The following is a 12,277-nucleotide window of genomic DNA, read 5'->3' on the forward strand; positions in this document are numbered from 1 at the left end:
ACCATGTTCCTCAAAAGACTTCTCTCCAACGACATGCCGCGCAGCCGCCTGCTGGCGCTGCTGCTCGTGGCGCTGTTCATCGCGCTGGCGTTCGCGCCGTTCATCTTTCCGGGCGTGAAGGCGCTCAGCGTTGCGGCCAAGATCCTGGTGTTCGTGGTGCTGGTCGCAAGCTTCGACCTGCTGCTGGGCTACACCGGCATCGTGAGCTTCGCGCACACGATGTTCTTCGGCATCGGCGCCTACGGCATCGCCATCTCGGCCTCGCGGCTCGGTCCCAACTGGGGCGCGGTGCTCGTGGGGCTTGGCGCGTCGCTCGCGATCTCGCTGGTGCTCTCGTTCGCCATCGGGCTCTTTTCGCTGCGGGTGCGCGCGATCTTCTTCGCGATGATCACGCTGGCCGTGGCCTCGGCGTTCCAGACGCTGGCCTCGCAGCTGTCGGACTTCACCGGCGGCGAAGACGGCCTCACGTTCAAGCTGCCCGAGCTGATCTCGCCGAGCTTCGAGTTTGCCGAGGAGCCCTTCCTCGGCGTCTCGCTCGACGGCCGGCTGCTCTGCTACTACCTCTTGTTCGTCGCGGCGGTGGTGCTGGTGCTCGCGCTGCTGCGCATCGTGAATTCGCCGTTCGGCCGCGTGCTGCAGGCGATCCGCGAGAACGAGTTCCGTGCCGAGGCCATCGGCTACCGCGTGGTGGTGTACCGCACGACGGCTGCGGTGCTGTCGGCGCTGTTCGCCACGCTGGCCGGCGCGATGCTCGCGATCTGGCTGCGCTACAACGGACCGGACACATCGTTGAGCTTCGAGATCATGATCGACGTGCTGCTGATCGTGGTGATCGGCGGCATGGGCACCATCTACGGCGCTGCCATCGGCGCGGTGCTGTTCGTGGTGGCACAGAGCTATCTGCAGGACCTGCTTCGACTGGGCAGCGAAGCCGCGAACGGCCTGCCGTGGCTCGCGGCGCTGCTGTCGCCCGACCGCTGGCTTCTGTGGCTGGGCGTGCTGTTCGTGCTCTCGGTGTATTACTTTCCGACCGGCATCGTCGGCAAGCTGCGGGCGAGGGCGGCACGATGAGCGCGCCCCTCATTCCCACATCGCATTACGCGGAACTTGTCGGCCGCGAGATCCACTGGCTCGAATGGGGCGCACCCGATGCGCCGGTGGTCATCGCCTGGCACGGGCTCGCGCGCACCGGCAGGGACATGGACGAGCTCGCGCAGCACTTCGCCGAGCGCGGCTTTCGCGTGATCTGCCCCGACACCATCGGCCGGGGCCTCAGCCAATGGAGCCCGCTGCCCGACGAGGAGTACCAGCTGTCTTTCTACGCGCGGCTGGCCAACGCGCTGTGCGACGAACTGCGTCTGGGCCGCGTGCACTGGGTGGGCACCTCGATGGGCGGCGCGATCGGCATGGTCTGCGCCTCGGGCCTGTTCGAGCCGCGCATGAAGGCGCGCATCGCGAGCCTGACGCTCAACGACAACGCGCCGCAGCTCGCGCAGGCGGCCATCGAGCGCATCCGCGCCTATGCGGGGCAGCCGCCTTCGTTCGACACGGTGGCCGAGCTCGAAGCTTTTTTCCGCACCGTCTACAAGCCCTACGGCTGGCTGAGCGACGCGCAATGGCGGCGCCTGACCGAAAGCTCCACGCGCCGCCTGCCCGACGGCCGCGTGACGCCGCATTACGACCCGGCCATGGTCCAGCAGTTCAGCGCGCACGACAACGATTACCTCATCTGGCCGCACTACGACGCGATCGAGGTGCCGGTGCTGTGCCTGCGCGGCGCCGACTCGGACCTGGTGCTGCCCGAGGTGGTCCAGGAGATGCGGCATCGCGGACCGGGCGCCCAGGGGCGGCTGCAGGTCATCGAAATCCAGGGGTGCGGCCACGCGCCCGCGCTGAACGTGCCCGAACAACTGGCGCCCATCGAGGGGTTTATCCGCGCCGCCGGTCGCTGAACGCGCGGCGGCATCACAATCGCCGCGGCTTCAACCACTACAAGGCTCACCTCACCATGGCGCTCTCGATGTACGACATTTCGGTCCCGGTCTTCACCCGCGGACTCGGCCAGCTCATCCACCTGTTCGACAAGAGCCTGGCGCACGCCAAGGCCAACGGCATCGACACCGCCACCCTGGTCGATGCGCGCCTCGCGCCCGACATGCTCACGCTGGCCGGCCAGGTGCAGCGCGCGAGCGATGCTTGCAAGCTCGGCGCGGCGCGCATCGCGGGCATCTCGGCACCGAGTTTTCCCGACGAGGAAAAGACCTGGGACGACCTCGTGGCCCGCATCCACAAGACGCAGGACTTTCTCGCCACCGTGGACCGCGCGCTCATCGACGGCCAGGAGGAGCGCCCCGTGACCATCAAGACCCGCGAGGGCGAGGCCACCTTCACCGCGCAGCGCTACCTGCTGCAGTTCGCGCTGCCCAACTTCTTCTTCCACGTGACCACCGCCTACGACGTGCTGCGCCACAGCGGCATGCCGATCGGCAAGCTGGACTACCTCGGCAAGTTCTGAACGCCGTTCGTCACGGCTTCGCGACAAACTTCAAATTGCCGTGACACATGCGCGCCAACCCGGCGCGCGCCCAACAATCGCGCCAGACCGCTGTCGGTCTGACACGAACGGGGTTGCGATCATGGGCAAGTTGCTGTCGAGAAGGGCGTTTTCAGGACTCGGTGCGGGCGTGGCCGCGGCCGCCTGCTGGCCGATGCAGGGTGCGCTCGCCGCATCGCCGGGCCTCAAGGACTACGGCCGCGCGCCCGAGTTCGCGGGCATCGAGAAGTGGCTCAACTCGGGGCCGCTCACGATGCAGGGCCTCGCGGGCAAGGTGGTGCTCGTCGACTTCTGGACCTACACCTGCATCAACTGCATCCGCACGCTGCCGCACGTGGTGCGCTGGTACGAGACCTACAAGGACCAGGGCTTCGTCGTCGTGGGCGTGCACTCGCCGGAGTTCGCCTACGAGCGGTCGACGCGCAACGTGCAGGACGCGATCGAGCGCTTCAACATCCGCTACCCGGTGGCGCAGGACAACGGCTTCACCACCTGGAAGGCCTACAACAACCAGTACTGGCCGGCGTTCTATCTCGTCGACGCCAAGGGGCAGGTGATGCGCCAGCATTTCGGCGAAGGCGAGTACGCCGAGATGGAGGCGGCGATCCAGGCGCTGCTGGCCCGCAAGGCCACGGGCTGAGCTACCTGGTCGGCCAGCCCGCGAGATTGCGCTCGGCAATGTTCGCGAGCGCGGTGATCCAAGCGGGGCTGTCGTTCAGGCACGGGATGTAGTTGAACGCCTGGCCGCCCGCATGCAGGAAGGCCTCGCGGCCTTCCATGGCGATCTCTTCGAGCGTCTCCAGGCAGTCGGCCGGGAAGCCCGGGCACACCACATCGACCCGCTTGACGCCCTTCGCGCCGAGTTCGCGCAGCGTCGGCTCGGTGTAGGGCTCGAGCCATTTGGCGCGGCCGAAGCGCGACTGGAAGGTGACGCGGTACTGCGCATCGGAAAGGCCGAGCCGCGCCACGAGCAGGCGGGCGGTTTCGAGGCACTGCGCCTGGTACGGATCGCCCAGCGCGATGTTGCGCGCGGGGATGCCGTGGAAGCTCATCAGCAGCACCTCGCCGCGGCCTTCGCTCTTCCAGTGGCGCTCGATGCCCTGCGCGAGCGCGTCGATGTAGGCGGGGTCGTCGTGGTACTGGTTGACGAAGCGGAACTCGGGAATGCGGCGTTGCTTCCGGCTCCAGTCGTTCACCGCATCGATCACGCTCGCGGTGGTGGTGGCCGAGTACTGCGGATAGGCCTGCAGCACCAGCACGCGCGTGGCGCCTTCGGCCTGCAGCGCATCCAGGCGCGAGGCGATCGACGGCTTGGCGTAGCGCATCGCGTCGCGCACCGTCACGCGGTGGCCGCGTTCGCCGAGCCAGCCGGCCAGGAGCTTCGCCTGCTTCTCGGTCCACACCTTCAGCGGCGAGCCCTCGGTCATCCAGATGCTCGCGTACTTGGCGGCCGACTTGGCCGGCCGGGTGCGCAGGATGATGCCGTGCAGGATCAGTGCCCAGAGCACCTTTGGAATCTCGACCACGCGCGGGTCGCCCAGGAAGTCGGCGAGGTAGGGGCGGACGGCGGCGGCGGTGGGGGCGTCTGGAGAGCCCAGGTTGCACCAGAGCACGGCGGTGCGGTCATTGACGGAGCTGGCGATCATCGTGTCTTGAGGCATGCGATATTCTCAGGCATGACCTCCGCTCCCCCAGCGCCCGCGAGCGCCGCGCCGCTCGACGTCCAGCGCATCGCCGCGATCTCGCTCGACCTCGACGACACCCTCTGGCCCATCTGGCCCACCATCGAACGCGCCGAGGGCGTGCTGCAGGAGTGGCTCCTGCGCGAGGCGCCCAAGACCGCTTCGCTGCTGCTCACGCCCGGCATCCTGCGCGAACTGCGCGAGGCCACCGCCAAGGAGCGCTCGGACCTCGCGCACGACCTGAGCGCGCTGCGCCGCGAATCGATCCGCACCGCACTGAAGCGCGCGGGCGAAGACCCGGCACTGGCCGATCCGGCGTTCGACGCCTTCTTCGCCGAGCGCCAGCGCGTGACGCTCTACGACGACGCGCTGCCCGCGCTCAAGTGGCTCAGCGAGCGCTACCCATTGGTCGCCGTGTCGAACGGCAATGCCGACATCCACCAGACCGGCGTGGGCCGGTGGTTTCGCACCGCGTTCAACGCGCGCGCCTTCGGCAGCGGCAAGCCGCATGCGCCGATCTTTCGCGCGGCCGCGGCCTCGGTCGGCCTCTTGCCCAAGGACGTGCTGCACGTGGGCGACGACGCCGAGCTCGACGTGGTCGGCGCGCTCAACGCCGGCATGCAGGCCGCATGGCTGGTGCGCGACGAGCGCCCCTGGGTGCACGGCGCGCGGCCGCAGCTGATCGTGCCGAACCTGCACGCGCTGTGCGTGGCCCTCGGTGCCTGAGCCTTATTCGAAGACTGGGCGGAAGAAGCTGCGCTCGTAGCTGAGGAAGCAGCGCGTGTCCTGCGCGTACTTGAAGGCGGCTTGGCACTCGGGGTCCTGCATCGAATCGGCGCGGTACTTCTCGTAGGCCGCGAGGCTCGGGAAGCTGAACATCGCCAGCGCCACGTCGTTGGCGCCTTCCGAGGGCAGGAAGTAGCCGTGGTGCTTGCCGCCGAACTTCTCGACCAGCGGAATCCAGAGCTTGCCGTAGTGCTCGAATTCCTTGAGCTTGTAGGCGTCGACGATGTAGCGCAGGTAACAGGTGACCATGTTCTTTGTCCAGAGGTGAGGGGCAATTGGCGCGGCCCGGGCGGGCGGCGGGCCGTCGGACTATAGTTTCCCGCTCCCCCGTCTCCGCATCCCCGATCACCTTTCGCGCAGGAACTCCGAAAGTGCACCTCTCCAACTGGCTCATCTTCTGCGGCGTGACGCTGCTCGTCGCCTTCACCCCCGGTCCGGCCGTGCTGCTCGCGGTGTCGAACTCGATCGCCGTGGGCCCGCGACGCGCGATGATCAGTTCGCTCGGCAATGCGGTGGGCCTGTTCATGGTGTCAGCCGCCGCGATGGCGGGGCTGGGCGTGGTGCTGACGACCTCGGCCTCCGCGTTCATGGTGCTGAAGGTGGCCGGTGCGGCGTACCTCATCTATTTGGGCGTGAAGCAGTGGCGCAACCGGGCCAGCGTGTTTTCCGACCTCGCAGCAACCGGCGCGCCCGCCGCGCCGCGCGCCGCATGGCGCCTGTTCGGCAACGGCGTGACCGTGGCGCTCACCAATCCCAAGGGCATCCTGTTCTTCTCGGCGCTGTTCCCGCAGTTCCTCATGCACGACGCGCCGATCCTCGGGCAGTTCGCGGTGCTCACGGCCACCTTCGCCGCGGGCTCGGTGCTGTCGCATGCGTTCTATGTGCTGCTCGCGCGAATGCTGAAGAAGCAGCTCTCGGATCCGCGCCGCTCGAAGCTCTTCAACCGCGTGTCCGGCGGCGCCTTCGTGCTGCTGGGCCTGAGCCTGCTGCGCCTGCCGAACAAGGTGGCCTGATCAGTCGAGCGCGAATTGCTCGCGCAGCGCGGCGCAGAAGTCCGCGGTGCCGCCGAGCGAGAAGGTGAGGGTGGTGAAGCGCGTGTCCTCGCGCGTTTCCTGCAGGTCATAGTCCCAAATCGCGCCTTCGTCCAATGCGCCGCGCGCGTTCGGAAACGTGGCTTCCGCCCAGGCGATCACCTGTTCGATTTCGGCACGCACCTCGCGCACTTTCTCTGGCGACGTCGAGGCCATGGCATCGAAGGTGCCGTTGCCTTCGGTGTCTTCGCTGTAGTCGAAGTCGAGGTAGCGCAGTTCGGTCATGGGGTGGTCAACGCCTGCGCGGCCGCCAAGCCGCTGAGCACGGCGCCTTCGAGCGTCGCGGGGTAGGGGCCTTCGGTGTAGTCGCCGCAAGCCTGCAGGCCCGGCGCGATGCGCATCGGTGGCCGTGCGAGCGCGGGCGTGCAGGCGAAGGTGGCGCGCTTTTCGACGACGGTCTGAATGATCTCCAGCGAAGTCTGGCCCAACTGCGTTGCAGCTTGCGCGATCACTTGCTGTTCGAGTACTTCGCGCGATGCCTCGTTGGCGCTGATGACCAGCGCGAGCACGCCGTCCGGGCCGCCGAGCTGGGTGCGGTCGAACACGAACTGTGCGGGCGCCGTGGCCGGATCGCTGCGCAGCGCCAGCATCGGCTCCGCCAGCTTCGAGGCGCCGCGCACATAGACCGTGGCGATGGCTTCGAAGCGCAATGCCTCGGTGGTCTCGCACCAGCGATCGGCCGGCAAGCCCGATGCACGAACAAGCCGCGCGGCATCCCAGGGGGCGCAGGCCAGGATGACCTGATCGAAGGCTTCGCCATCGACGCGCCACTCGCCGGCTTCAGGGGCGATGGCCCGCGCGCGCGTGCCGATGCGCAGCGTCGCGCCGTGCTTCGCCAGCCACGCGATCGCAGCATCCGGGAGAAGCGCGCCGAGGTCCGCACGCGGCAGCAACAGGTCCGCGCCGCCGCTGCCGCTGAAGAGCGCGTCGCGCAGCACGCGCAGGAACACCTCGCCGCTCGACTGGGCGACCGGCGTGTTGAGCGCAGAGACGCACAGCGGCTCGATCAGCTCCTGCATCACACGCGGGGAAAGGCCGGTGCACAGGTCGGCGACCGTGGTGGTGCTTGCGCAGCGGAAGCCGGAAAGCCGCCAGCCGATGGCGGTGCGCAGCAACGAAGACTTGTCCTGCCACGTCCAGCCGCGCGCCGTGAAGATGCCCATCAGCAGATCGAGCGGTGCAGGCAGACGCGGCAGTTTCAAGCCGCCGCCATCGGCGAAGCGCAGCGAGAGCGGCAAGCGATGCAGCGCCTTCTCGACATCGACGCCGACTTCGCGCATCAGCTTCAGCGTGGCCGTGTAGGCGCCGATCAGGATGTGCTGTCCGTTGTCCAGCGCCAGCCCGTGCATGTGGTCGACGCGCCGCGCGCGCCCGCCCGGCATGTGCGCCGCCTCGAACAGGGTGACCGCATGACCGAGCCGCATGGCCTCGACCGCACAGGCGAGGCCGGCCCAGCCGGCGCCGATGACCGCAAGCTTCTTCATTGCTGGAAACCGCGGGGAAGTTGAATGCGGTCGCCGTAGGGATGAATGTCGTCGTCCGGCTTCTCGCAACGGACGAAACATCTGTGCGTGAGCACCTCGATGCGCTCGGCAACAGTCAGGTCGTCGTACGCGGAGTCCGGCAATCCGAGCGCAGCCAGGTCGTGCTCGCCGTCGGCGTTGAAGAGCAACTCTTCGCCGACGATGTAGTCGCGGCGAAAGGGCGTTCTCCACTGCGAATTGGAGCCCCAACCATCTGAGAGATCCGACGTGCGGCGATGCTTGCGCCGGCGTTCCCAATAGAGGGTCGAGGACGTTGCGATCTCGGCATGCAGGGCGCCAGGGGCGCAACTGACCGCAACGCCCGATCTCGAGAACATCATTGTCCCGAGCATCAACGCGGGCCAATCGACCCTTGCCAGTTCAACGGCCTTGCGTTGCGAAGAGACAGTTCTCTTCTCTTCAGCGACTTCGACAATTTCGTGGAAGAACGGCGAGTAGTCCGTCTCGTCGGCCACGCGGCAACCCAGGCCGGTCATGAATGTCAAGTAATCCGGCAGGCCCAGGTTCGGGCCTTCCCAGCCTTCGCCCTCATTGCGTTGAAAGGCCAGCAGCAAGACCTGGTTGACGCGCGACAGTGCGTAGAGGCGCCACGAGTCCTCGATGGCGATGGGCGCCGGCGAGGATCTTTGCGCAAACGCATTCAGCCAGTCGCGTTCTTTCGCGTGTGCGTCGAGCCACGGACGAAGCAGCGTCTCAAAGACATCTTCCGCTGGGGCAGTTTGGGAGAGCGCATCGGACAGATCCCGATACGGAGCTTGGGACGGATCCATGGGCGCGACGGCTAGATCCGCCCCAAGGCCTGGACCTTCCATGCGAGCCAGAACTTGCGCACCGGCGTCAGGCTCACCCGCTGGTTCAGCACCTGGAAGTCGTCGCGCTCGATCTCGCGCAGCAGCGTGCGGTAGATGCTGGCCATCATCAGGCCCGGCTTCTGCGTGCGGCGGTCGGCCACGGGCAGGAGGGCGAGCGCCTCGTCGTACGCGGCATGCGCGCGTTGGGCCTGGAACTTCATGAGCGCCACGAAGCGGTCCGAATGCACGCGGTTGAGGATCTCGTGCGCCTTCACGTCGAACTGCTGCAGCTCGTTGACCGGCAGGTAGATGCGGCCACGCAGGGCGTCTTCGCCCACGTCGCGCAGGATGTTGGTGAGCTGCAGCGCGAGGCCCAGCTTGTGGGCGTAGGCGGTGGTCTGCGGATCGGTCTGGCCGAAGATGCGCGCGGCGACCTCGCCCACCACGCCTGCCACCAGGTGGCAGTAGCGCGCAAGGCCGGGGAAGTCGAGGTAGCGGGTCTGGTCCAGGTCCATCTGGCAGCCGTCGATCACCTCGAGCAGCTGGCGCGCCTCGATGCCGTAGGCCGCGGCGTGCGGCATCAGCGCCAGCATCACCGGATGGCGCGGCGTGCCCGCGAAGGCCTGGGCCACTTCGGTGCGCCACCAGGCGAGCTTGGTGGCAGCCACGCCGGGGTCGCTGACCTCGTCGACCACGTCGTCGACCTCGCGGCAGAAGGCATAGAAGGCCGTGATCGCGGCGCGGCGCGGCTTGGGCAGGAACAGGAAGGCGTAATAGAAACTGCTGCCCGAGGCGGCGGCCTTGTCTTGCACGTATTGCTCGGGATTCATCGGGGAGGCGCTGCTTTCATGGGGCGCCATTGTCTCCGCATCCGCAGCGTCTTCCAGAGCAGCACGGGCGCATCGGCCTTGCCGATGGTGGGGCGCTCCGAGAAGGTGTCGAAGCCCAGGTCGGTGATCTTGTCCAGGATGCGCAGGCCCCCCTGCACGACCAGGCGCAGCTCCCAGCCCGCGCGGCCCGGCAGGCGGTGCACCAGCGGCGCGCCTTCGTCCATGAGCTCGCGGGCCCAGAAGGACACCACCGACACCAGGTTGATGGCCTCCTGCGGCGGCGGCGCGGCCGAGAGTGGCTCGAACACCTTGAAGTGCTCGCGCGTGAGCCCGCGCCGGGCGCAATCGGTCAGCGGGAAATAGAAGCGCCCGCGCGGCAGGTCCACGCTCGGGTCCTGCCAGAAGTTGATGAGCTGCAACGCGCTGCAGATGGCGTCGCTCTGCGCGAGCGCCTGTGCATCGTGCACGCCGTAGAGGTGCAGCAGCAGCCGCCCGATGGGGTTGGCCGAGCGGCGGCAGTAGTCGAGCAGCTCGGCGCGGTCGGCGTAGGTGCCGTGGTCGCGGGTCTTCTCGATGTCCTGCATGAAGGCACTCAGCAGGTCGGCGAGCAGGTTCTCGGGCAGGCCGTGTTGCGCGATGCTGTGGGCGAGCGGGCCGAACACGTGCGGCCAGCGCGACGCGGCGAGCGCCTGGCCCTGCGCGGCGGCGGCGAGTTCTTCGCGGTAGGCGCGCAGTTCGGCCAGGCGCTCGCCGGGCGACGCGTCGCCTTCGTCGGCGATGTCGTCGGCGGTGCGCGCGAAGTGATAGATCGCGGCAATCGGTGGGCGCAGGTGCGGTGGGCAGAGCCACGAGGCGACCGGGAAGTTTTCGTAGTGCGTCGGCGGGACGGCTTGGTGGGGAGTGGCGGACACGCCACGATTGTCCGCGACACGATGCCCCCGGCACTATGCTCGGTGCGTTGCCACTTCGAACAGCTCGCCCATGAACGCACCGGCCCCGGCCTCCAAGGCCCCGATTCCAGCGCAAGGCGCGGCAGGGCATCCGGCGGGGCCGGGATTGATGATCGCGGCGCTGGGCGTCGTGTTCGGCGACATCGGCACCTCGCCGCTGTACGCCTTCAAGGAAACGATGAACCCCGAGCACGGCGTGCCGTTCTCGCCCGATTCGGTGCTGGGGCTGCTGTCGCTGATCTTCTGGGGCCTGATGTTCGTGGTGACGCTGAAGTACGTGGTGTTCGTGCTGCGCGCCGACCACGACGGCGAGGGCGGCATCCTGGCGCTGCAGGCGCTCGCGCGCAGCGCGGTCGCGGGGCCCAAGACCCGGCCCTGGGTGTGGAACGCGATCGGTGTGCTCGGCCTGGTGGGCGCGGCCATGTTCTATGGGGACAGCCTGATCACGCCGGCGATCTCGGTGCTCTCGGCCGTCGAGGGGCTGGAGGTGCAGGCGCCGGTGCTGCAGCGCGCGGTGATCCCGATCACGGTCGTCATCCTGATCGCGCTCTTCATGGTGCAGAAGAAGGGCACGGGCGTGGTCGGCAAGATCTTCGGGCCGGTGATGCTGCTGTGGTTCATCGTGCTGGCCGCGGCGGGCCTGTGGCAGGTGCTGCAGCAGCCGCAGGTGCTGGCGGCGCTCGATCCGCGGCGTGCCTTCGGCTTCTTGATCGAGCACCGGGCGCAGTCGCTCGCGGTGCTGGGCGCGGTGTTCCTCGCGTTCACGGGCGGCGAGGCGCTCTATGCGGACATGGGGCACTTCGGCGCCAAGCCGATCCGGCTCGCCTGGCTCTTCATCGCGCTGCCGGGGCTGGTGCTCAACTACTTCGGGCAGGGCGCGCTGGTGCTGGCGAACCCGGCGGCCATCGACAACCCGTTCTTCCGGCTCTTTCCCTCGTGGGGCGTGCTGCCGATGGTGGTGCTGGCCGCGATGGCCACGGTGATCGCCTCGCAGGCGGTGATCTCGGGCGCCTTCTCGCTCACCGCGCACGCGATGCGCATGGGCTACCTGCCGCGCATGCGGGTGGTGCAGACCTCGGGCTCGGCGATCGGGCAGATCTATGTGCCGGCCGTGAACTGGCTGCTGATGGTGGGCGTGCTGCTCCTGGTGCTGGGCTTTCGCAGCTCGGGCGCGCTGTCGGCGGCGTACGGCATCGCGGTGTCGATCACGATGGTGACGACCACGCTGCTCGCCGGCATCGTCGCCTGGGGCCTCTGGCGCTGGAACAAGGTGGCGGTGGTGGTGGGCGTGGTGGCCTTCGCGGTCGTCGACCTGACCTTCGTGGTGGCTAACAGCCTGAAGGTGGCCGAAGGCGGCTGGCTCACGCTGGCGGTGGCGGCAGTGGTGATGGTGCTCTTCACCACCTGGGCCAAGGGCCGGCGGCTGGGGCTGGAGGCGGCTGCCGCCGAGAGCCTGCCGCTGCGGCCCTTCATCGAATCGCTCGCGCAGCACATGCCGCACCGGGTGAGCGGCACCGCGGTGTTCCTGAACCCCGATGCCACGGCGGTGCCGCATGCGCTGCTGCACAACCTCAAGCACAACCAGGTGCTGCACGACCAGGTGATCGTGCTGCGCGTGCTGGCCTGCGACACGCCGCGCGTGGACGCGCGCATCCGCATCGAAGCGGAGCAACTGATGGAGGGCATCTGGGTGGTCACCGCGCGCCACGGCTTCATGGAGCGGCCCGACGTGCCCGAGTTCATCCGCATCCTGGCCTACCAGAAGACGCTGGCGATCGATTCGATGAAGACCTCGTACTTCGTCTCCCGCGCCTCGGTGGGCGAGGAGAACCTGCCGGGCCTGAACCCGGTGCGGCGCGTGCTGTTCGGCTGGCTGCAGCGCAATGCGGGGAGGGCGTCGGACTACTTCGAGCTGCCCGACAACCGCCTGGTGGAGATGGGCCAGCGGACCTGAAAACATCTGTCAACTGACCCGCGGGTCATTGACAGTGTTTAACGTTTACCCTAGATTACTAACCAGTGGGTCATTAAAGGCCCGGGTTTGTTCTT

The 12,277-nt window shown here is 68.0% G+C and carries 14 protein-coding genes; 7 read left to right on the plus strand and 7 right to left on the minus strand.

The window, feature by feature from the left end:
• Positions 1–3: 3 nt before the first annotated feature.
• The 4 genes from ACZYRS_RS15685 to ACZYRS_RS15700 all read left to right on the plus strand — a co-directional run bounded on the left by ACZYRS_RS15685 (position 4) and on the right by ACZYRS_RS15700 (position 3,194).
• A complete protein-coding gene (locus ACZYRS_RS15685; RefSeq protein ID WP_463419988.1) occupies positions 4–1,071 on the plus strand; it encodes a branched-chain amino acid ABC transporter permease in 1,068 nt (355 codons plus the stop codon).
• Positions 1,068–1,952, plus strand: a complete 885-nt coding sequence (locus ACZYRS_RS15690) for an alpha/beta fold hydrolase (protein ID WP_463419989.1) — start codon at positions 1,068–1,070, stop codon at positions 1,950–1,952. Before ACZYRS_RS15685 ends, ACZYRS_RS15690 begins: the two co-directional genes overlap by 4 nt.
• A gap of 56 nt (positions 1,953–2,008) precedes the next feature.
• A complete protein-coding gene (locus ACZYRS_RS15695) occupies positions 2,009–2,515 on the plus strand; it encodes a DUF1993 domain-containing protein (protein WP_463419990.1) in 507 nt (168 codons plus the stop codon).
• 121 nt (positions 2,516–2,636) lie between these two features.
• Positions 2,637–3,194, plus strand: a complete 558-nt coding sequence (locus ACZYRS_RS15700; RefSeq protein WP_463419991.1) for a thioredoxin family protein — start codon at positions 2,637–2,639, stop codon at positions 3,192–3,194.
• 1 nt (position 3,195) lies between these two features.
• On the opposite strand, the gene hemH is transcribed toward ACZYRS_RS15700, so the two are convergent.
• On the minus strand, positions 3,196–4,200 hold the full coding sequence (hemH, locus tag ACZYRS_RS15705) for a ferrochelatase (protein ID WP_463419992.1): 1,005 nt from the start codon (positions 4,198–4,200) through the stop codon (positions 3,196–3,198).
• A 30-nt stretch (positions 4,201–4,230) separates the two neighbouring features.
• On the opposite strand from hemH, the gene ACZYRS_RS15710 reads away from it, so the two are divergent.
• Complete coding sequence (locus ACZYRS_RS15710) at positions 4,231–4,962, plus strand: HAD family hydrolase (RefSeq protein WP_463419993.1); 732 nt, start codon at positions 4,231–4,233, stop codon at positions 4,960–4,962.
• A 3-nt stretch (positions 4,963–4,965) separates the two neighbouring features.
• Here ACZYRS_RS15710 and ACZYRS_RS15715 read toward each other — a convergent pair whose 3' ends face one another.
• A complete protein-coding gene (locus ACZYRS_RS15715) occupies positions 4,966–5,271 on the minus strand; it encodes an NIPSNAP family protein (RefSeq protein WP_206178920.1) in 306 nt (101 codons plus the stop codon).
• Between the two features lie 122 nt (positions 5,272–5,393).
• Here ACZYRS_RS15715 and ACZYRS_RS15720 point away from each other — a divergent pair, with 122 nt between their 5' ends.
• On the plus strand, positions 5,394–6,035 hold the full coding sequence (locus ACZYRS_RS15720; protein ID WP_463419994.1) for a LysE family translocator: 642 nt from the start codon (positions 5,394–5,396) through the stop codon (positions 6,033–6,035).
• On the opposite strand, the gene ACZYRS_RS15725 is transcribed toward ACZYRS_RS15720, so the two are convergent.
• The 5 genes from ACZYRS_RS15725 to hpnC are packed head-to-tail and all read right to left on the minus strand — an operon-like array spanning position 6,036 to position 10,189.
• The gene (locus ACZYRS_RS15725; protein WP_463419995.1) at positions 6,036–6,338 is read right to left on the minus strand and encodes a hypothetical protein; all 303 of its coding nucleotides are present in this window, start codon (positions 6,336–6,338) and stop codon (positions 6,036–6,038) included. It lies immediately after the preceding gene.
• Positions 6,335–7,597, minus strand: a complete 1,263-nt coding sequence (hpnE, locus tag ACZYRS_RS15730) for a hydroxysqualene dehydroxylase HpnE (protein ID WP_463419996.1) — start codon at positions 7,595–7,597, stop codon at positions 6,335–6,337. The genes ACZYRS_RS15725 and hpnE overlap by 4 nt, the downstream gene beginning before the upstream one ends.
• Entirely contained in the window at positions 7,594–8,427 is an 834-nt protein-coding gene (locus tag ACZYRS_RS15735; RefSeq protein WP_463419997.1) for a hypothetical protein, read from the minus strand. Before ACZYRS_RS15735 ends, hpnE begins: the two co-directional genes overlap by 4 nt.
• An 11-nt stretch (positions 8,428–8,438) precedes the next feature.
• Positions 8,439–9,278, minus strand: a complete 840-nt coding sequence (hpnD, locus tag ACZYRS_RS15740) for a presqualene diphosphate synthase HpnD (RefSeq protein ID WP_463419998.1) — start codon at positions 9,276–9,278, stop codon at positions 8,439–8,441.
• Positions 9,275–10,189, minus strand: coding sequence for a squalene synthase HpnC (gene hpnC, locus ACZYRS_RS15745; RefSeq protein WP_463419999.1), 915 nt, complete (start codon positions 10,187–10,189; stop codon positions 9,275–9,277). The genes hpnD and hpnC overlap by 4 nt, the downstream gene beginning before the upstream one ends.
• A gap of 148 nt (positions 10,190–10,337) precedes the next feature.
• Here hpnC and ACZYRS_RS15750 point away from each other — a divergent pair, with 148 nt between their 5' ends.
• Complete coding sequence (locus ACZYRS_RS15750) at positions 10,338–12,182, plus strand: potassium transporter Kup (RefSeq protein WP_463422493.1); 1,845 nt, start codon at positions 10,338–10,340, stop codon at positions 12,180–12,182.
• Positions 12,183–12,277 lie beyond the last annotated feature (95 nt).

Source organism: Variovorax sp. AC194 (assembly GCF_979257995.1).

Bases quoted from the DNA above. Each gene is read 5' to 3' on its own strand.
- ACZYRS_RS15685 (WP_463419988.1), top strand. From the start codon at position 4: ATGTTCCTCAAAAGACTTCTCTCCAACGACATGCCGCGCAGCCGCCTG.
- ACZYRS_RS15690 (WP_463419989.1), top strand. From the start codon at position 1,068: ATGAGCGCGCCCCTCATTCCCACATCGCATTACGCGGAACTTGTCGGC.
- ACZYRS_RS15695 (WP_463419990.1), top strand. From the start codon at position 2,009: ATGGCGCTCTCGATGTACGACATTTCGGTCCCGGTCTTCACCCGCGGA.
- ACZYRS_RS15700 (WP_463419991.1), top strand. From the start codon at position 2,637: ATGGGCAAGTTGCTGTCGAGAAGGGCGTTTTCAGGACTCGGTGCGGGC.
- hemH (WP_463419992.1), bottom strand. From the start codon at position 4,200: ATGATCGCCAGCTCCGTCAATGACCGCACCGCCGTGCTCTGGTGCAAC.
- ACZYRS_RS15710 (WP_463419993.1), top strand. From the start codon at position 4,231: ATGACCTCCGCTCCCCCAGCGCCCGCGAGCGCCGCGCCGCTCGACGTC.
- ACZYRS_RS15715 (WP_206178920.1), bottom strand. From the start codon at position 5,271: ATGGTCACCTGTTACCTGCGCTACATCGTCGACGCCTACAAGCTCAAG.
- ACZYRS_RS15725 (WP_463419995.1), bottom strand. From the start codon at position 6,338: ATGACCGAACTGCGCTACCTCGACTTCGACTACAGCGAAGACACCGAA.
- hpnE (WP_463419996.1), bottom strand. From the start codon at position 7,597: ATGAAGAAGCTTGCGGTCATCGGCGCCGGCTGGGCCGGCCTCGCCTGT.
- ACZYRS_RS15735 (WP_463419997.1), bottom strand. From the start codon at position 8,427: ATGGATCCGTCCCAAGCTCCGTATCGGGATCTGTCCGATGCGCTCTCC.
- hpnD (WP_463419998.1), bottom strand. From the start codon at position 9,278: ATGAATCCCGAGCAATACGTGCAAGACAAGGCCGCCGCCTCGGGCAGC.
- ACZYRS_RS15750 (WP_463422493.1), top strand. From the start codon at position 10,338: ATGATCGCGGCGCTGGGCGTCGTGTTCGGCGACATCGGCACCTCGCCG.